Genomic DNA, 17,081 nt, shown 5'->3' with positions numbered 1-17,081 from the left:
ATCGACGGGCGCGAGCGGACCGGCAGCACGCCGACTGAGATTTCAGACTCGTTTGAACAACTCCCGCGCGAGCGAACACAACAACGTGGTGGTCGGCGACTCGTCCTGCAGCCGCCGGCTCATGATGATCGGCGACGCGATATTGGCCGCCGGCACCGGCCGGTACACCACGCCATGGGCGCGCAACCCCTCCACGCTTTCCGGCACCAGACACACGCCGACTTGCGCCGCGACCAGACCTAGCGCGGTTTGCAACTCCCTCACTTCATGAACGGCCCTGGGCTCCAGTGCGTGATCGTGCATCGCTGATAGCTGCTGGTCCGCATAACTCGGCCGTGGCGTGCTCGGATAGACGATCAGCGTTTCCTGCGCGAGCGCCGCAAGCGTCAGCGGTTTCTTCTGGCGTGCGAGCGGATGGTCTTGCGGCAGCGCGGCAATCATCCGCTCTTCGACCAGCACCTCGCGCGCCAATTGCGCATCGTCGAAACGCAAGCGGCCGAAACCGACGTCGATACGGCCGCCTTTGAGGGCGCCGAGTTGTTCGATCGTGAACATTTCGATCAGCGACAGTTCGATATGCGGCGCGGCCTCGCGAAACGCACGAATCACCGCGGGCAGCGCGCCATACAGCGTGGACGGCACAAAGCCGATCACGATGCGCTCGGCCAGTTGCGCGAGGCGCCGGGTAAGCGGCGCGAGTTCGTCTGCTTCATCGACGAGGCGCCGCGCCTGCGTATAGAAAATCCGGCCGGCTTCGGTCAGACGCAGCGGCCGTGAACCGCGTTCGAACAGCGCGAGGCCGACGCTTTCCTCGATCTGCTGGATCTGGCGGCTGAGCGGCGGTTGCGTCATATGCAGGCGGTTGGCGGCCCGCGTAATGTTCATTTCTTCGGCGACCGCGATGAAATAGCGGAGCTGGCGAAGTTCCATGCATACCTCTAAGGTATGGAAGTAGTCGGAATCGGTGTTGGACTGCTTCGCGGGTTATTTCTACTATGGTGCTCTCAGGAAAGCAGTTCAGGAGGGCAAGGAATGATAGCAACACCCGTGAAGATCGAGAGCGTTGAGACGATTCTCGTCGACGTACCGACGATTCGTCCGCACCGCCTGTCGGTCGCGACGATGAACTGCCAGACGCTCGTGCTGGTGCGCATTCGCTGCGCCGACGGCGTGGTCGGTGTGGGCGAGGGCACGACCATCGGCGGGCTCGCCTACGGTGAAGAAAGCCCGGAAAGTATCAAGGTCAACATCGATACGTATTTCGCACCGCTGCTCAAGGGCCTCGACGCGACCCGGCCAGGCGCGGCAATGGCCACGCTGCGCGGCTTGTTTCAGGGCAACCGCTTTGCCCGGTCGGCGGTTGAAACCGCTTTGTTCGATGCCCAGGCGCAGCGCCTCGGCGTGCCTTTGTCGGAACTGTTCGGCGGGCGCATCCGCGATTCGGTGGACGTGGCGTGGACCCTCGCGAGCGGTGACACGACCCGCGATATCGACGAAGCCGAGCGCGTTTTCGAAGCGAAGCGGCATCGCGTGTTCAAGCTGAAGATCGGTTCGCGAGCGTTGGCCGACGACGTGGCGCACGTTGTGGCGATTCAAAAAGCGCTGCAAGGGCGCGGTGAAGTGCGGGTCGACGTGAACCAGGCATGGACCGAGTCCGAGGCGATCTGGGCCGGCAAACGCTTCGCCGAGGCAGGCGTTGCGCTGATCGAGCAGCCGATTGCCGCGGAGAATCGCGCGGGTCTCAAACGTCTGACGGATCTCGCTCAGGTGCCGATCATGGCGGACGAGGCCTTGCATGGGCCGGCCGATGCCTTCGCATTGGCGAGCGCGCGTGCCGCCGATGTGTTCGCCGTGAAGATCGCTCAATCGGGCGGCCTGAGCGGCGCCGCGAATGTGGCGGCGATTGCGCTCGCCGCGAATATCGACCTGTACGGCGGCACGATGCTCGAAGGCGCGGTGGGCACGATCGCCTCGGCGCAACTCTTCAGCACCTTCGGCGAATTGAAGTGGGGCACCGAACTGTTCGGACCGTTGCTGCTGACCGAAGAGATTCTCACCGAACCGCTGCGTTACGAGAATTTTGTTTTGCATCTTCCACAAGGACCGGGTCTGGGCATCACGCTCGACTGGGACAAGATCGACCGCTTACGGCGCGATACGCGCAAGGGCGCAAGCATCACCATGAACTGACGGTTCATTCGCTAACCGCCAAGAACATCAAACGAAGGAGATACCCCATGAACAAGCAAGCCATCGACGCGCTGCTGCAAAAAATCAACGACAGCGCCATCAATGAAGGCAATCCGCGCACGAAGCAGATCGTCAACCGCATCGTCAGGGATCTGTTCTATACGATCGAAGACCTCGACGTGCAGCCGGACGAGTTCTGGACCGCGCTGAATTATCTCGGCGACGCGGGCAGGAGCGGCGAGCTCGGTCTGTTGGCCGCCGGTCTCGGCTTCGAGCATTTTCTCGATCTGCGCATGGACGAAGCCGAAGCGAAGGCCGGCGTCGAAGGCGGCACGCCGCGCACCATCGAAGGACCGTTGTATGTGGCGGGCGCGCCGGTTTCCGACGGCCACGCGCGACTCGATGACGGCACCGATCCGGGTCAGACGCTGGTGATGCGCGGCCGCGTGTTCGGCGAAGACGGCAAGCCGCTGGCGAATGCGCTGGTTGAGGTGTGGCACGCGAATCACCTCGGCAACTACTCGTACTTCGACAAGTCGCAGCCGGCTTTCAATCTGCGCCGCTCGATTCGCACCGATGCCGAAGGCAAGTACAGCTTCCGCAGCGTGGTGCCGGTCGGTTACTCGGTGCCGCCGCAAGGGCAGACGCAGTTGCTGCTCGATCAGTTGGGCCGCCATGGGCATCGTCCGGCGCATATTCACTTCTTCGTTTCGGCGCCGGGTTTCCGCAAGCTGACCACCCAGATCAACATCGACGGCGATCCGTATCTGTGGGACGACTTTGCGTTTGCCACGCGCGACGGGCTCGTGCCCGCCGTCAGGCAGGCCGAGGGGGCGGAAGGCAAACCGTACGGCGTGGACGGTCAGTTCGCGTTGATCGATTTCGACTTCACGCTGTTCAAGGAACGCGACAATCTGCCGGGCGCCGAAGTGGAGCGCGTGCGCGCCGAAGCCTGAGATAAGAAAAGGAGAGCAAGCATGCTGTTTCACGTAGAGATGACTGTCAATCTGCCGTCCGATATGGACGCGGAGCGCGCCGCCCGTTTGAAGTCCGATGAGAAAGCGATGTCGCAGAAGCTGCAGCAGGAGGGCGTGTGGCGGCACTTGTGGCGTATCGCCGGGCGCTACGCGAATATCAGCGTGTTCGACGTGGAAAGCCCCGCGCATCTGCATGACGTGCTGAGCCAGTTGCCGCTGTTTCCGTATATGGACGTCGAAGTGCGTGCGCTGTGCCGGCATGCTTCGTCGATCCACGACGACGATCGCTAAGGGCGCAAGCAAGCCGGTGCTGCGAATGCGGCGCCGGCTTGCTTTAAAGATTGAAGATCGGCTGTTAAAGATCGAGCACCAGCAGCGGCGAAGCAGCGCGCGAGACACAGCAGCAGATCACCTTGCCGCTCGCGCGTTCGGCTTTACTCAGGCAATGATCGCGATGCTCGGGCGTGCCGCTCACCACATCGACCATGCAGGTGCCGCAGACGCCTTCACCGCATGACGTATCCACTTCAATGCCGATCGACGCAAGCGCCGCGACGATCGTCGTGTGCTTATCCACATGGACCGTTGCGCCGCTGCTGGCAATACGCACGTCGAATGAACCCAGCGTGTTCGATTCGTCGTCAGCCGCAGCAGCCGGCGCAGCCGCAAAACGTTCGAGGTGAATCGCATCGGCGGCAACGTGCTGTTCGCCTATTGCCACGACACGTTCCATGAAGGGCGCGGGCCCACAGGTATAAAGGTGCGAGCCGTCGCGCGCATTGGCGACGCAACCGGCTAGCGCCGCGTCGAGTTGGTCCCGTGCGACGCCGAAATGAAACCGCACGAAATCATTGAACGGCGCGCGCGAGAGCAAGGGCAGGAAAGCCGCATGTTCCGCGCTGCGCGCGAAATAATGCAGCACGAAGCGCTGTTTCTGCTTGAGCAGGCGGTATGCCATGCTCAGGAGCGGCGTCACACCGATACCCGCCGCAATCAGAATATGTTCGGTGGCGCCGGGCGCGAGCTGGAACAGATTGCGCGGCGCGCCGATCGTCAATTCGCAGCCGACCGTCACGTCCTCATGCAGCGAGCGCGAGCCGCCGCGCGACGCTTCTTCACGCTTGACCGCAAACAGGTGTGTTTCGCGATGGTCCGGGTCGCCGCACAGAGAATATTGCCGCGTGACACCCGAGGGGCCGGTGACGTCGATATGCGCGCCGGGTTCGTAGCGCTCGAACGGTTGTCCGTCCAGACGCGATACGCTGAACGAGCGCACGCCGTGCGCTTCGTCACGCACGCTGTCGACGCGTACGCTGAAGGTGGTTCTTTCCATGATCTTGGCGGCCAACTGAGCAAAAAGGACAGAGAGGGGCAGAGCGGACGCCACATGCAATTCGCGGCGCCCGGTTGTGCGTCAAGGATAAGAAACCACCAACAATCAGGCAAATCGATTAAAAATCGGTTAGATAATAAATGTTACTGATAATACGGGGGCGCTCATCGCCCCTTGTCATGTCCACATGCGTTATTCCCACATGCGTCATTCCCACATCCCGGCCAGGTGACGCACCAGCGCTTTTTCCGGCCGTTTCAGCGCATTCAGGTCGCGCATGCAGATCAGCAACTGACGTGTGGCCCAACTGTCCGTCAACTCGATCGTCCGAATACCCGGCGTGCCGCGATAGCGCTTCGCGGCGGTGGCCGGCACGATGGCGATGCCCGCGCCCTGTTCGACCATGCAGCAGACGCTTTCGAAGGTTCGCATGTGAGCGCGAACGCTGAGCGGTTGCCCGGCAAGCAGTGAGCGTTCGCCGAGGTACGCGTGCAACGCGCTGCTCGTGCTCAAGCCAATGAATTCACGCTCGGCCACCTCTGCGAGCGTCACGCGGCGGCGTGCGCCCAGCGGGTCGTCACGGCTCGTGATCAGCACGAGTTTGTCGATGGCGAAGGGCAGCGTCTGCAATGCACCATGCTCGACGGCGTCCGAAATGATGCCGATTTCCGCCGCGCCGGCCAGCACTGCTTTGATGGTTTCGCTACTTTGCCGCTCCTTCAGATCGATCTGTACGTTGGGGTGATCGCGCAGGAACAGGCCGACCGCGGACGGCAAGAACTCGGTGATCGCGGCGGTATTGGTCCACAAGCGGATGCAGGCTTTGCGCCCGGCCCGATGTTCACCGAGTTCGCCCTCCATCCGGTCGATCTGGCCGAGCACGAGCCGTGCATGATGCGCGAGCGTATCGCCGGTTGCCGTCGACTCTACGCCGCGCCGGCCGCGCTCCAGCAATGGCACGCCCAGGGCTTCTTCCATACCGCGCAAACGTGCGCTGGCCGAAGGCAGCGACATGTTCGCGCGGGCCGCGCCATGCGTGATGCTGCCGGTTTCGAGAATGTGCAGAAAAAGGCGGAGGTCGATCAGGTCAAAGCGCATGGGGTGAGATTGGATCGGGTGTTGTTATCGTGGCCGCGTCCGAGTTTGAACTTAAGTCTCAGCCTCAGCCTTAGTTATAGCCTAAGTCACAGTACGTATCTTACGCATTGTGAGCCGCGCCGCGGCAACCGAAAATCCGGACACGACATTCATAACAACGTCCCGATGATCTCTTCCTTTGCTATGCGCGCGAGCGGGGTTGCCGCGACCTTCGTGGCGGCCGGCCTGCTGGCGCGCGTATCCATTTGATCCGGACGTGGCGGAGTAAACCAGGGAGGGATGCATCATGTGGCCGACTATTCTGGATACGCTGGGCGCATTGGCCGTGCTGGCCAGTGTGGCCGCGCAGATCGCGTTCATCCGCAAAACGCGGCAATCGGCGAGCCGTGAGGCTCGTCCCCAGTCAGCGCGGCGCAAGCCGTTCAGGTAGCGCGTAACGTTGCATCGTGCGCTCCATGCCGTCGAGAAAGGCCTGCTCGGCGGCGTTCATCTTGCGCGCGCGCAGCCATAGCAGATCGATATCGACGTCGACCAATCCCTCTTCGGGAGGCAAACGCCACAGGCGTTGTTGCGCGAGATCGTCGCGCACGATGTGCTCGGGCAGGCAGCCGATGCCGTATCCGGCGAAGATCAGCCGACGCACTTCATCGAGGCTCGGAGAGGCCGCCACGATGCGTCCGGTGAAGCCGCGCTGATCGCGGAACACCGTGAGCGGCGAGAGGCTGTCGCCGATCTGGTCGCTGGTGAATGACACGAAGTTTTCCGCCAGCAACTGATCGACCGACAGCGCATGCCGCCCGAACAGCCGATGATGCCGCCCGCAATAAAGCGCATAGCGTTGCCGCAGAAAGCAGCGCTGCTCGAGTTTATCGACGGGCGTGCGGCATAGACCGAGACCGACCGTGGCGGTTTTTTGCAGCAACGACGAGATGATGTCCGACGAGCGCATGACTTCGATCTGCAAATCCACGCGCGGGTAGGTCTTGTGGAATTCCGCGAGGAATTCGTCGTAGACGCCGGAGTCGATCCGGCTCACCGTCAGAAGCCGGATCGACCCGGTGATGTCGTCGCTGCGATCGTCAAGTTCGGTTTCGAGCCGCGACATGTGGCCGTAGATATCGCTGGCGATCCGGTACACCTCTTCGCCCGCGCGGGTCGGTTCGAAGTGCGGGCCGCGGCGCTGGATCAGGTTGCGCCCGAGCGTGTCTTCGAGCCGTTTGAGCGCCTGGCTGACCGCGGGCTGGGTCAGATGCAATCGGGCTGCGGCACGGCTGACGCTGCGCTCCTGCATGATCACGAGGAACGTGCGCAGCAGGTTCCAGTCGAGCCGGTCATTCAAAAAACGCGTGACGTCCGCGCGCAACTGAGTCATGGAATCTCCTCCGGCATTAGCTGAATTTATAGTTGAGATAATAAGCCGAAATTTGACTAATGTTTTATGGCTAGCGATAAAACCCCTCATAAGATGCCCTGACGTCAGGCATCGCGACTGAGGAGCCGCCATGAACGCTTCACCCCCCGCCACCCGTCAGCCCGTGCGCGCGGCAACCGCCGCTTTCATCGGCACGATGATCGAGTGGTATGACTTCTACATCTACGCCACGGCCGCCGCGCTGGTGTTCGGCGAGTTGTACTTCCCCTCGCACGATCCGTTTGTCAGCACGATGGCGTCGTTTGCGACCTTCGCGGTCGGCTTCTTTGCACGGCCGCTGGGCGGTGTGATCTTCGGCCACCTGGGCGATCGCATCGGCCGCAAGAAGGCGCTGATGACCACGCTGATGATGATGGGTGTCGCCACCGTGTGCGTCGGCTTGCTGCCGGCTTATGCGAAGGTCGGTGTGCTCGCGCCCGTGCTGCTGGTCCTGCTGCGCGTGGTGCAAGGTATCGCCGTGGGCGGCGAGTGGGGCGGCGCTGTGCTGATGGCCGGCGAACATGCACCGCAAGGACGGCGCACCTTCTTCGCTTCGTTCGCGCAACTGGGCAGCCCGGCCGGATTGATTCTCTCGTTGATCGCCTTTCGCGCCGTGACGTCGATGCCTCACGACGACTTCATCGCCTATGGCTGGCGGCTGCCGTTTCTGGCGAGCGCGGTGTTGCTCGCGGTCGGCATCTTTATCCGCATGGGGGTGAACGAGTCGCCGGAATTCCAGCGCGAGAAAGACGCGAAGCGCACCGTCGAGTTGCCGATTGCCGAAGTGTTCCGTTCTTCCGGCGCGCTCGTTGCGCTGTGCGTTGGCGCGAATACGATCGGTATTGCCGGCGTGTATTTCACCAATACGTTCATGATTTCGTACACCACGCAAAACATCGGCGTGTCGAAATCGCTGATTCTCGATTGCCTGTTCGCGGTCGCCATCATCCAGTTTCTGGCACAACCGCTCGCCGCCTGGCTCGCGGAAAAGCTCGGCGGGGCGCGTTTTCTGAAGTTGGCCGCGTTTGCCGCGATGCTGTCGCCGTATCCGATGTTCACGCTCGTGCAGAGTGGCAGCCGGTTCTCGATGATTGTCGGCATCGCGCTGGCGGTGGTGTGCATGGCGAGCTTCTATTCGGTGATCGCAGGTTTTGTCAGCGGCGTGTTTCCGGTGCGCGTGCGTTACTCCGCGATTTCGCTTTCATACCAGGTGTGCGGCGCGATTGCCGGCGGCCTGACGCCGCTGGCGGGAACATGGCTCGCCCATCAATTCGCCGGACAATGGTGGCCGCTTGCGGTGTTTTACACCTGCCTCGCAGGTATCTCGTTGTCGTGCATCGTCGCACTGGATGCGCTGAAGCACCGTCGTGCCGATGCACCCGAAGCGCTGCCGGCACGCTGAATCACCGTGAAATCAAAGCGCTTGCCGGCGCGTGCGACGATCGCCGTACCGGCTTGCGTCTGAAGCCAAGGAACTGGACTATGCAGACGTTTTTTCATCCGGCGCAGTTGAAGCACTATCCGCGCAGCTATCTGTCGCGCGGTCAGATGCGCACGCCGCAGGAAGTGCCCGAACGTGCGTTGCGACTCGCCGAAGCCGTGAAAAAGCTCGGCTTCGACGTGCGCGAGCCGGCGGATTTCGGTGCTGCGCCGCTCGCCGCGGTGCACGGGATGAACTACCTGCGCTTTCTCGAAGAAGCGCACCGCGAGTGGAAGAAGATTCCCGCGGAATGGGGCGACGAGGTGATGTCGAACGTGTACATCCGCGAGAATAATCCCTTGCGCGGCGTGCTCGCGCAAGCGGCCCGCTATCTCGCCGACGGCAGTTGCCCGATCGGCGCGGATACTTACGAATCGGCCTACTGGTCCGCACAAAGCGCGCTGGCCGGCGCGCAGGCGATTCTCGACGGCGCGGGTGAGGCCTATGCGTTGTGCCGCCCGCCGGGCCATCATGCGCGCGCCGAAGCAGCAGGCGGTTTCTGCTATCTGAACAACGCGGCTGTTGCAGCGCAAGCGCTGCGGCAAAAGTATCGGCGCGTGGCGATTCTCGATACGGACATGCATCACGGTCAGGGCATTCAGGAGATCTTCTATGGCCGCGACGACGTGCTGTACGTGTCGATTCACGGCGATCCGACGAATTTCTATCCCGTGGTGGCGGGTTTCGAAGACGAGCGCGGTACGGAACGAGGCGAGGGCTACAACGTCAATCTGCCGATGCCGCACGGTTCGTCGGAGGCGGTGTTCTTCGAGCAGCTCGACGCCGCGCTGCGGGTGGTCAGCCGCTTTCAGCCGGACGTGCTGGTCGTGGCATTGGGCTTCGACATCTACAAAGACGATCCGCAAGCGATGGTCGCGGTGACGACCGAGGGCTTTGGCGAACTCGGCGGCCGGCTCGGCGCGCTGCAACTGCCGACGCTGATCGTGCAGGAAGGCGGATATCACGTCGAGACGCTCGAGGCGAACGCGCAATCGTTCTTCGGTGGATTTACGTCGAAGCGGTGACGTGAGCGGGCGGGGGCCGCTCGGTGTTCGGAGCACGGGGCCGGAACCTGGCCGCCGGTGCGGATTGTTCGGCTGATCCGACGTATCTATTCGTCTTGAGCCGCTTTATCCCTTGGGTTTGTGTGCCTACATTGGCTGCAGTGACAGCGCCACTGCATTTTGCAGCTTCATCGACGCCGGCGCCGCGAATCGTCGCGACGTCGCGTTGGCGCGAATTTCATCCAAAGGACACACGATCATGAGCAAGCTCACAGGTAAGGTTGCGGTTGTGACGGGCGCATCGAAAGGCATCGGCGCCGCGATTGCGAAGGCATTGGCGGCACAGGGCGCCTCGGTAGTGGTGAACTATGCGTCCAGCAAGGCGGGCGCGGACGATGTGGTCGCCGCCATTACCGCGGCGGGCGGCAAGGCGGTGGCCGTGGCCGGCGACGTGTCCAGGGCCGCCGACGCGCAAGGCATCGTGGAGGCAGCGGTCGAAACGTATGGCCGCCTCGACATTCTCGTGAACAACTCCGGCGTGTATGAGATGGCGCCGATCGAGGAAGTCACGGAAGCTCACTTCCACAAGCAGTTCGATGTGAATGTGTTGGGTCTGCTGCTGGTCACGCAGGCGGCGGTGAAGCATCTGGGCGAGGGCGGCAGCATTGTGAACGTCAGTTCGGTCGTGAGCCGCATCACGCCGCCGGGCAGCGTGGTCTATACCGCCACCAAGGGCGCGGTGGATGCCATCACCGGCGTGCTCGCGCGTGAACTCGGCCCACGCAAGATTCGTGTCAACTCCGTGAATCCCGGCATGGTGGAAACGGAAGGCACGCATAGCGCTGGCTTTATCGGCTCGGACTTCGAGGCCTGGGCAGTCAGCACGACACCGCTTGGCCGCATCGGCCAGCCTGACGATATTGCGGACGTCGCCGTGTTCCTTTCCTCCGACGACTCGCGCTGGCTGACCGGCGAAAGCCTGATCGCAAGCGGCGGTTCGCGCTAAGGAGGGAGCCGCCGGATCGTGTCGGTCCGGCGGCCGACCGGTTTATTGCGCCGCCACGGCGGCGCCTGTCAATTCCACCGCAAACAACGCGTCCAGCAGATTCGACCCCGGCCGCCCGGCGAGCCGCGTGAGCGATTCGGTCATGCGCACCTGGCAATCCTGGAGCGGAATCATCCTGATGCGCCGCGATTCGTTGAATTCGGCGCGCGCGATCACGCCTACCCCCACGCCTTGCGCGACCGCTTCTTCCAGCGCTTCGCGGCCGTCCACATACATCACCGGTTCGACCTGCAACGACTCGCGCACCAGTTCGATCTCCAGCAACTGCTGCGTGACCGATTGCGGCTCGCGAAAAATCATCGGCTGTTGCACGAGTTCCGCATAGCTCAACCGGCGTTTCTTCGCCACCGGATAGCCGGCCGGCACCATTGCCACCAGCGGATCGCGCCGCAGCACGCGTGATTCGAGCCGGCTATGCACTTGCGGCGCGGCGGTAATGGCGGCGTCGACCGCGCTCGACAACACGCGCTGCATACAGTCTGCGGCATTGGCGATCGACAGCGTCACGACGATTCCCGGATGAAGCTTGCGAAACGCGCCGATCAGCGCGACCGCCAGGTCGGGTGCATCCGCCGCCAGCGAGAGTGAACCGGATTCGAGGCCGCCCGCCGATTCGAGCAGTTGCCGCGCTTCGCGCTCGCACCCGAGCATTTGCCGCGTGACGCTGAAAAGACGCAGGCCGAGTTCGGTGGTTTCGACGCCACGCGGGCCGCGCTCGAACAGTTTGACGCCGTAATCCTGCTCGAGGCGCTTCACGTGATCCGATACCGCCGGCTGTGTGAGTGACAGCGCCTGCGCCGCTTTCGAAAACCCGCCATGTTCCGCGACCGCATGAAACGCCCGCAATTGCGCGTATTGCACGTCTGCCTCGCTTGGATAAGTTTTTGCGATATCTACATCGATTATATCGATTTTACCAATGAGCACGGTTTATGTACTGTGTCACGCATCGAAACAGCGATATCGGAGATTCCGAACATGGCAAGCGCAATCGACAACTCACCGGCAGTGACCACCACATCCTCAGCCGCACCTTCAGCCACGCCCTCAGCCTCAACCTGCGCCGCGCCGGCAATGGGCGAGCCGTATCTGCTGACGCCGGGACCGTTGACCACGGCGTTCTCGACCAAACAGGCGATGCTGCGCGACTGGGGCTCGTGGGACGGCGATTTCCGCGCCATGACCGCCGAACTGCGTCGCAGCCTGCTGGAGATCGCGGGCGACGCCGCGGGCGAGTACGATTGTGTGCCGCTCCAGGGCAGCGGCAGTTACTGCGTCGAAGCGATGCTCGGTAGCCTGATTCCGCGCGACGGCCACGCCCTCGTGCTGGCCAACGGTGCATACGGCAAGCGCATTGCGACCACGCTGGGCTATCTCGGCCGTGCCTGCACGGTGCTCGACAAGGGCGACTACCTGCCGCCGCGCGGCGCTGAAGTCGAAAGCATGCTGGCCGCCGATCCGCGTATCACGCATGTGGTCGCGGTGCATTGTGAAACCAGCTCGGGCATTCTCAATCCGATCGAAGAAATCGCCGCCGCCACCGCGAAGCAGGGCCGCAAGCTGCTGATCGATTCGATGAGCGCGTTCGGCGCGGTGCCGCTCGATGTGAAGCGGATTGCGTGCGAGGCGTTCGTGTCGTCAGCGAACAAATGCATCGAAGGCGTGCCCGGTTTCGGTTTCTTGATCGCCCGCAAGCGCGCGTTGCAGGAAGCGAAGGGCCGCAGTCATTCGCTCTCGCTCGACGTGTACGACCAGTGGGACGTGATGAACCGCACCGGCCAATGGCGCTTTACGCCGCCGACGCATACCGTGGCCGCGTTCATCGAGGCATTGCGTCTGCACAAGCTCGAAGGCGGCCAGGCCGGACGTCTCGCGCGCTATGCCAACAACCGCGACGTGCTGGTCGCGGGCATGCGCGAACTCGGTTTCGAGCCGCTGCTGAACGCGCGTTGGCGCTCGCCGATCATCGTGACGTTTTTCTCGCCGGCGCATGCGTCGTTCAAATTCGAGCGCTTCTATGAGTTGATGAAGGAGCAGGGTTTCATCATCTATCCGGGCAAGCTGACGGTGGTGGACAGTTTCCGCATCGGCTGCATCGGTCAGGTGGACGAGCGCGTGATGCGCCGCGTGGTGCGGGCCTGCGCGCAGTCGTTGCAGGCGATGGGCGTCGATCACGCCGCGCCGCCGGCGATGGCGATCGAGGAGCGCAAGACGCTGGCCGAAGCGGCATGAACCGTGTGCGCCGTGCGGGCGGCCTTGAGCTGCCGCAGCGCGGGTTTTGTCGAGAGTAGTTTTTTTGCCGGCTTTTCAAAGGCGTACTGTTGCGAGACAGTACGCTTTTTTGTTTTGGGAAGGGTCAGCGCGACCTGACCCGAACTGCGTCGGCTTTGCCCGGCTTGCCCAATCAATAACAACCCGGACCGATATGTCGAAAACCACGGCGGTCGATACCCTTGCATGGCACATTCACGCGCGCTCGCTGCGCTATTTCGATGCGATTCGCCGCTGCGGCTCGATCCGTGAAGCCGCGCGCCAATTGCACGTGGCCTCGTCGGCGGTGAACCGGCAGTTGCTGAAGCTCGAGGCGGAAGTCGGCACGCCGCTGTTCGAACGGCTGCCGGCCGGCCTGGCATTGACGGCCGCGGGCGAGGTGTTCGCGCGGCATGTGATTACCGTGTTGCAGGATGCGCGACGCTTCGAAAGCGAACTCGACGCGCTGCGCGGCATCCGTCGCGGCGAGATCGGCATCGTCACGGTCGAGGGGCTCAACTCGAGTTTTCTGCCGGACCTGGTCGAACGGATGCTGACGCGCTATCCGGCCATCCGTTTCCAGGTGCATACCGCCGGTTCGGCATCGATTGCCCGCACGATTCTCGATGGCGATGCCGACCTTGGCCTCGCGTTCTCGCTGCCGCGCACGGACGATTTGCAGCAACTCGCCGTCGGGCGTTTTCAGCTCGGAGCAATCGTCGCCGTCGATCATCCGCTCGCCGGCGAAACAACCGTCACGTTCGCGCAGTGCGCGCGCTATCCACTCATTCTCGGCAACGCGCAATTGTCGATCAGCGGCTTGCTCGAACCGCTGATCCGCCATTACGCCAAACCGCTGCAAACCGTGCTCGAAAGCGATTCGATCGAACTGATGCGGCGCATGGCGGCCCGCGGGCGCGGCGTGGGGTTTCAGACGCGCCTCGGGCTGGAGCGTGATCTCGCCGAGGGCACGCTCGTGCATATTCCGCTGCGCACGCCGCGCGCGCTGGTCTCCGAGCTGGGCGCCTACGCCCGTGCCGGGCGCACCTTGACGCCGGCGCTGGACGCGTTCGTTCGGCTGCTGGCCGAGGCGATCGCCGCTCGGGAAGACGACGAACCGTCCGTCTGACGGCACGCGCCTCGGGGTCGACGCGCAGGACAAAGCCTCACGCCTTCTATGCCATGAGCCGGTCCGCGATCCAATCCATGGGCCGAAGGTTGACGGCCGTGCTGATGCCGAAACGGCATCGGCATGCACTTTTTTATGCGCTTTTTTGACCGCCTGCCGCGGCCTACACTCGGTCGAAACGGGTTCAAGGGAGCCGCAATGTCCGAAGTGCTATCAGCCAAAGCGGTGCCGCACACGAGCCTGCCCGTCATCGACGTGGCCGGGCTCGAATCGGCCGATCCGCCGCAACGCGCGGCAGTGGGCGCGGCGCTTCACGCCGCCTGCATCGATAAGGGCTTCTTCTACATCACTCGTCACGGCATCGAGCCGGCGCTAATCGACGCCGCGCGTGCGGAGGCCGAGCGCTTTTTCGCGCTCAGTGACGCCGAGAAGCGCGAGGTCGACAAGGCGCAGTCGTTCTGCAACCGCGGCTACGAGCCGTTACGCGGTCAGGTGCTGGAAGCAGGCACGCCGCCCGATCTGAAGGAAGGTTTTTACATCGGCAATGAACTGCCGCTCGATCATCCGCGTGTCGTGGCGCGCGCTTTCAACTGCGGACCGAACCAGTGGCCGCGGCAGTTGCCGGCTTTTCGCCCGGCCATGGAGGCTTATTTTGCCGCGCTGTTCGATCTGTCGACGCGTTTGACGCGCGGCCTCGCTTTGTCGCTGGATTTGCCGGAAGACCATTTCGACGCGTTTTGCGACGAAGCGATGGGCACGCTGCGGCTGTTGCACTATCCGCCGCAACCGGCCCAGGCGATGCCCGAGCAAAAGGGCTGCGGCGCGCATACCGACTTTGGCTGCCTGACGCTGCTGTGGCAGGACGGCAACGGCGGTTTGCAGGTGCAGGACAGCGACGGCGGCTGGATTCACGTGCCGCCGCTGCCGGGCACCTTCGTCGTCAATCTGGGCGACCTGATCGCGCGCTGGACCAACGACCGTTATCGCTCGACGTTGCATCGCGTGGTGAATGCGTCGGGCCGCGAACGTTACTCGATGCCGTTTTTCTTTACCGGGCGCCCGGACTATGTGGTGACCTGTTTGCCGGGCTGCGCGGTAGAGGGCGAAGCGCCGAAATATCCCCCCATCACCGTCGCAGGCCATCTCGAGGCGTGCTACCGGAGAACCTACGGATGATGCCCGCACGCACGCCGGCAGCAGGCATGCTGCTGATTCACGGCGCCTGGCAGGGCAGCTGGGCGTGGGACGCCTGGCTGCCGGAACTCGCGGCGCGCGGGTGGCGGGCCCGCACTGTCGACTTGCCGGGCAACGGCGCAAATCCTGCGCGGGATGCCGGTCTCGAAGTCTCGCTGCAAATCTATGTCGATGCGCTGACCGAAGCGCTCGCGGCCTTCGACGCTCCGGTCGTCGTGGTTGCGCATAGCGGAGCGGGCGTGCCGGCCTCGCAACTGGCCGAGGCGCTGCCCGAGCGGATCGCGTGCCTCGTCTACGTCGCGGGGATGATGCTGCCTTCGGGCATGGGCTACGCGGAGCTCGTCGACGCCAGCGCGGCCGAGGTGCCGAATGCCGGCGGCATCGCGCCGTATCTGCAATGGCGCGACGAGGGCTCGTCCTCCGTCGTCCCACCCGAGGCAGCGCTGGAAATCTTCCTGCACGATTGTCCGCCGGAAGCGGCGCGGCAAGCCGCCGCGAAACTCACGCCGCAGCAGGAAGGCGGCCGCGCGCTCGTCACAACGCTGAGCGCCGAGCGTTTTGGCAGCGTGCCGCGCATTTACGTCGAAGCGCTGCGCGACCGTTCCGTGCTGTTGCCCTTGCAACGCAAGATGCAGGCGCTGGTGCCCGGCGCGATCGTGCGCTCGATCGACTGCGGGCACGTGCCGCAACTGGCGCGGCCGGCCGAACTGGCGGCGCTGGTGTGCGACACGCTGGGCGGGATCGGTATCGGAATCGCGCCTGCTTCTCCTGCTGCCTGTTCGGCCTCTCCGGCCAGCGCTGCCGCCAGTCCCTCTTCGTTCACCACCGGAACCTCGCCATGACCCGACTCAATCGTCTCGGCCGTTTGCTCCTTGCCGGCAGCGCGGCTTCGCTCGTTGCGCTCGCTACCCTGAACACCGACGCGTTTGCCGCTGCCGGCGCGCCGCTCGACGTCTCCATCGTCTACCTCGGCAATCCGGGCGATGCCGGTTGGACCCACGCGCACGACCTCGGCATTAGCGCCGCGCAGAAGCAGTTCGGCGACCAGATCAAGGTGACGCGCGTCGACGACGTCCCGGAGAACGCCGACGCCGCCCGCGTGTTCCGCGACCGTGCGGCGAAGGGCGACAAGATCGTGATCGGCACATCGTTCGGCTACATGGATTCGATGATGAAAGTCGCGCGCGACTATCCCGACACGGTGTTCCTGCATTGCTCCGGCTACAAGAGCGCGCCTAACCTCGGCAACTTCAACGGCAAGGTGTATGAGTCGGCGTACCTCGCCGGGGTGGTCGCCGGGTACGTATCGAAGTCGCATGTGCTCGGTTTCGTCGGCTCGGTGCCGATTCCGGAAGTCGTGCGCAATATCGATGCGTTCGCGCTCGGCGCGCGTTCGGTCGCACCGCAAACGGTCGTGAAGGTCGTGTGGATCAGCAGTTGGTTCGATCCGGGCAAGGAGCGTCAGGCGGCGGAAACGCTGGTCGGACTCGGCGCCGACGTGCTGATGCAGAACACCGATTCCACCGCGACGATGGCTGTGGCCGAACAGCACAAGGTCCACGCATTCGGCTGGGATTCGGATATGAGCCGCTGGGGTCCGCATGCGCATCTGGGTTCGGTCGCCTACGACTGGGGTATCTACTACAGCAAAGTGATCGACGAAGTGCGGCGTGGCACGTGGACTAACAAGCCGGTCTATTGGGGCGTCAAGGAAGGCATCACCGATCTGGTGAACGTGAATACGACGGCGGTGCCGGCGGATGCGCAGCGTGCGCTCGCCGAAAAACGCGCCGCGCTGGTCGCCGGCCGCCTCGATCCGTTCGCCGGGCCGCTGAAGGACCAGAGCGGCAAGTTGCGGGTGGCTGCCGGCGCCACGCTGTCCGCGGACGAGACGAACCGTATAAACTGGTTCGTCGACGGTGTGCAGGGCAGCATCGCGCAATGACGGA

The 17,081-nt window shown here is 63.5% G+C and carries 17 protein-coding genes; 12 read left to right on the top strand and 5 right to left on the bottom strand.

The window, feature by feature from the left end:
- Nucleotides 1–42 precede the first annotated feature (42 nt).
- The gene (locus AC57B6_RS33960) at nt 43–930 is read right to left on the bottom strand and encodes a LysR family transcriptional regulator (RefSeq protein WP_028198668.1); all 888 of its coding nucleotides are present in this window, start codon (nt 928–930) and stop codon (nt 43–45) included.
- Nucleotides 931–1,032: 102 nt separating this feature from the next.
- Between AC57B6_RS33960 and catB2 the strand changes: the two genes are divergently transcribed.
- From catB2 to catC, 3 genes are read left to right on the top strand one after another with little or no spacing between them, the layout of a single operon-like run.
- Nucleotides 1,033–2,190 carry a muconate cycloisomerase CatB2 gene (gene catB2 / locus AC57B6_RS33955; protein ID WP_178369795.1) on the top strand — a complete coding sequence of 386 codons (1,158 nt, stop codon included), beginning with the start codon at nt 1,033–1,035 and terminating at the stop codon, nt 2,188–2,190.
- 47 nt (nt 2,191–2,237) lie between these two features.
- Nucleotides 2,238–3,146: a catechol 1,2-dioxygenase gene (gene catA, locus AC57B6_RS33950; RefSeq protein WP_030103332.1), complete on the top strand. Its 909-nt coding sequence runs from the start codon at nt 2,238–2,240 to the stop codon at nt 3,144–3,146.
- 21 nt (nt 3,147–3,167) lie between these two features.
- Entirely contained in the window at nt 3,168–3,458 is a 291-nt protein-coding gene (gene catC, locus AC57B6_RS33945) for a muconolactone Delta-isomerase (RefSeq protein ID WP_028198671.1), read from the top strand.
- A gap of 64 nt (nt 3,459–3,522) precedes the next feature.
- Here the strand turns inward: catC and AC57B6_RS33940 are convergent, their stop codons facing one another.
- On the bottom strand, nt 3,523–4,500 hold the full coding sequence (locus AC57B6_RS33940) for a PDR/VanB family oxidoreductase (RefSeq protein WP_183797724.1): 978 nt from the start codon (nt 4,498–4,500) through the stop codon (nt 3,523–3,525).
- A gap of 207 nt (nt 4,501–4,707) precedes the next feature.
- The gene (locus AC57B6_RS33935; RefSeq protein ID WP_474633105.1) at nt 4,708–5,598 is read right to left on the bottom strand and encodes a LysR family transcriptional regulator; all 891 of its coding nucleotides are present in this window, start codon (nt 5,596–5,598) and stop codon (nt 4,708–4,710) included.
- A 286-nt stretch (nt 5,599–5,884) separates the two neighbouring features.
- On the opposite strand from AC57B6_RS33935, the gene AC57B6_RS33930 reads away from it, so the two are divergent.
- Nucleotides 5,885–6,028, top strand: coding sequence for a hypothetical protein (locus AC57B6_RS33930; RefSeq protein WP_178369793.1), 144 nt, complete (start codon nt 5,885–5,887; stop codon nt 6,026–6,028).
- Here AC57B6_RS33930 and AC57B6_RS33925 read toward each other — a convergent pair.
- A complete protein-coding gene (locus AC57B6_RS33925; protein ID WP_496423148.1) occupies nt 6,002–6,961 on the bottom strand; it encodes a LysR family transcriptional regulator in 960 nt (319 codons plus the stop codon). The genes AC57B6_RS33930 and AC57B6_RS33925 overlap by 27 nt on opposite strands.
- Nucleotides 6,962–7,100: 139 nt before the next feature.
- Between AC57B6_RS33925 and AC57B6_RS33920 the strand changes: the two genes are divergently transcribed.
- The 3 genes from AC57B6_RS33920 to AC57B6_RS33910 all read left to right on the top strand — a co-directional run bounded on the left by AC57B6_RS33920 (nt 7,101) and on the right by AC57B6_RS33910 (nt 10,499).
- Nucleotides 7,101–8,411, top strand: coding sequence for an MFS transporter (locus tag AC57B6_RS33920; protein ID WP_496422980.1), 1,311 nt, complete (start codon nt 7,101–7,103; stop codon nt 8,409–8,411).
- A gap of 80 nt (nt 8,412–8,491) precedes the next feature.
- On the top strand, nt 8,492–9,514 hold the full coding sequence (locus AC57B6_RS33915; protein ID WP_491564774.1) for a histone deacetylase family protein: 1,023 nt from the start codon (nt 8,492–8,494) through the stop codon (nt 9,512–9,514).
- 238 nt (nt 9,515–9,752) lie between these two features.
- Nucleotides 9,753–10,499 (top strand): glucose 1-dehydrogenase, encoded by a 747-nt coding sequence (locus AC57B6_RS33910; protein WP_106356834.1) that lies wholly within the window; start codon nt 9,753–9,755, stop codon nt 10,497–10,499.
- Between the two features lie 42 nt (nt 10,500–10,541).
- Here AC57B6_RS33910 and AC57B6_RS33905 read toward each other — a convergent pair whose 3' ends face one another.
- On the bottom strand, nt 10,542–11,420 hold the full coding sequence (locus tag AC57B6_RS33905) for a LysR substrate-binding domain-containing protein (protein WP_028198678.1): 879 nt from the start codon (nt 11,418–11,420) through the stop codon (nt 10,542–10,544).
- A 117-nt stretch (nt 11,421–11,537) separates the two neighbouring features.
- Here AC57B6_RS33905 and AC57B6_RS33900 point away from each other — a divergent pair, with 117 nt between their 5' ends.
- The 5 genes from AC57B6_RS33900 (at nt 11,538) to AC57B6_RS33880 (ending at nt 17,077) form a co-directional block, all read left to right on the top strand.
- Nucleotides 11,538–12,791: a 2-aminoethylphosphonate--pyruvate transaminase gene (locus AC57B6_RS33900; RefSeq protein WP_496422979.1), complete on the top strand. Its 1,254-nt coding sequence runs from the start codon at nt 11,538–11,540 to the stop codon at nt 12,789–12,791.
- 193 nt (nt 12,792–12,984) lie between these two features.
- The gene (locus tag AC57B6_RS33895) at nt 12,985–13,938 is read left to right on the top strand and encodes a LysR family transcriptional regulator (protein ID WP_042276130.1); all 954 of its coding nucleotides are present in this window, start codon (nt 12,985–12,987) and stop codon (nt 13,936–13,938) included.
- A gap of 198 nt (nt 13,939–14,136) precedes the next feature.
- Nucleotides 14,137–15,114: an isopenicillin N synthase family dioxygenase gene (locus AC57B6_RS33890; protein WP_496422978.1), complete on the top strand. Its 978-nt coding sequence runs from the start codon at nt 14,137–14,139 to the stop codon at nt 15,112–15,114.
- A complete protein-coding gene (locus tag AC57B6_RS33885; protein WP_496422977.1) occupies nt 15,111–15,974 on the top strand; it encodes an alpha/beta fold hydrolase in 864 nt (287 codons plus the stop codon). The genes AC57B6_RS33890 and AC57B6_RS33885 overlap by 4 nt, the downstream gene beginning before the upstream one ends.
- On the top strand, nt 15,971–17,077 hold the full coding sequence (locus AC57B6_RS33880) for a BMP family ABC transporter substrate-binding protein (RefSeq protein ID WP_496422976.1): 1,107 nt from the start codon (nt 15,971–15,973) through the stop codon (nt 17,075–17,077). The genes AC57B6_RS33885 and AC57B6_RS33880 overlap by 4 nt, the downstream gene beginning before the upstream one ends.
- Nucleotides 17,078–17,081: the final 4 nt, after the last annotated feature.

The organism is Paraburkholderia sp. BGA-UO-ETr-F12, assembly GCF_059567945.1.
The sequence above is the reverse complement of the archived record's forward strand: the minus strand, read 5'-3'. Positions and strand labels throughout refer to the sequence as shown.

Excerpts from the sequence above, each read along its gene's own strand:
- AC57B6_RS33960 (WP_028198668.1), bottom strand. The coding sequence starts at position 930 with ATGGAACTTCGCCAGCTCCGCTATTTCATCGCGGTCGCCGAAGAAATG.
- catC (WP_028198671.1), top strand. The coding sequence starts at position 3,168 with ATGCTGTTTCACGTAGAGATGACTGTCAATCTGCCGTCCGATATGGAC.
- AC57B6_RS33885 (WP_496422977.1), top strand. The coding sequence starts at position 15,111 with ATGATGCCCGCACGCACGCCGGCAGCAGGCATGCTGCTGATTCACGGC.
- AC57B6_RS33940 (WP_183797724.1), bottom strand. The coding sequence starts at position 4,500 with ATGGAAAGAACCACCTTCAGCGTACGCGTCGACAGCGTGCGTGACGAA.
- AC57B6_RS33935 (WP_474633105.1), bottom strand. The coding sequence starts at position 5,598 with ATGCGCTTTGACCTGATCGACCTCCGCCTTTTTCTGCACATTCTCGAA.
- catB2 (WP_178369795.1), top strand. The coding sequence starts at position 1,033 with ATGATAGCAACACCCGTGAAGATCGAGAGCGTTGAGACGATTCTCGTC.
- AC57B6_RS33880 (WP_496422976.1), top strand. The coding sequence starts at position 15,971 with ATGACCCGACTCAATCGTCTCGGCCGTTTGCTCCTTGCCGGCAGCGCG.
- AC57B6_RS33895 (WP_042276130.1), top strand. The coding sequence starts at position 12,985 with ATGTCGAAAACCACGGCGGTCGATACCCTTGCATGGCACATTCACGCG.
- AC57B6_RS33930 (WP_178369793.1), top strand. The coding sequence starts at position 5,885 with ATGTGGCCGACTATTCTGGATACGCTGGGCGCATTGGCCGTGCTGGCC.
- catA (WP_030103332.1), top strand. The coding sequence starts at position 2,238 with ATGAACAAGCAAGCCATCGACGCGCTGCTGCAAAAAATCAACGACAGC.
- AC57B6_RS33920 (WP_496422980.1), top strand. The coding sequence starts at position 7,101 with ATGAACGCTTCACCCCCCGCCACCCGTCAGCCCGTGCGCGCGGCAACC.
- AC57B6_RS33900 (WP_496422979.1), top strand. The coding sequence starts at position 11,538 with ATGGCAAGCGCAATCGACAACTCACCGGCAGTGACCACCACATCCTCA.
- AC57B6_RS33910 (WP_106356834.1), top strand. The coding sequence starts at position 9,753 with ATGAGCAAGCTCACAGGTAAGGTTGCGGTTGTGACGGGCGCATCGAAA.
- AC57B6_RS33890 (WP_496422978.1), top strand. The coding sequence starts at position 14,137 with ATGTCCGAAGTGCTATCAGCCAAAGCGGTGCCGCACACGAGCCTGCCC.
- AC57B6_RS33915 (WP_491564774.1), top strand. The coding sequence starts at position 8,492 with ATGCAGACGTTTTTTCATCCGGCGCAGTTGAAGCACTATCCGCGCAGC.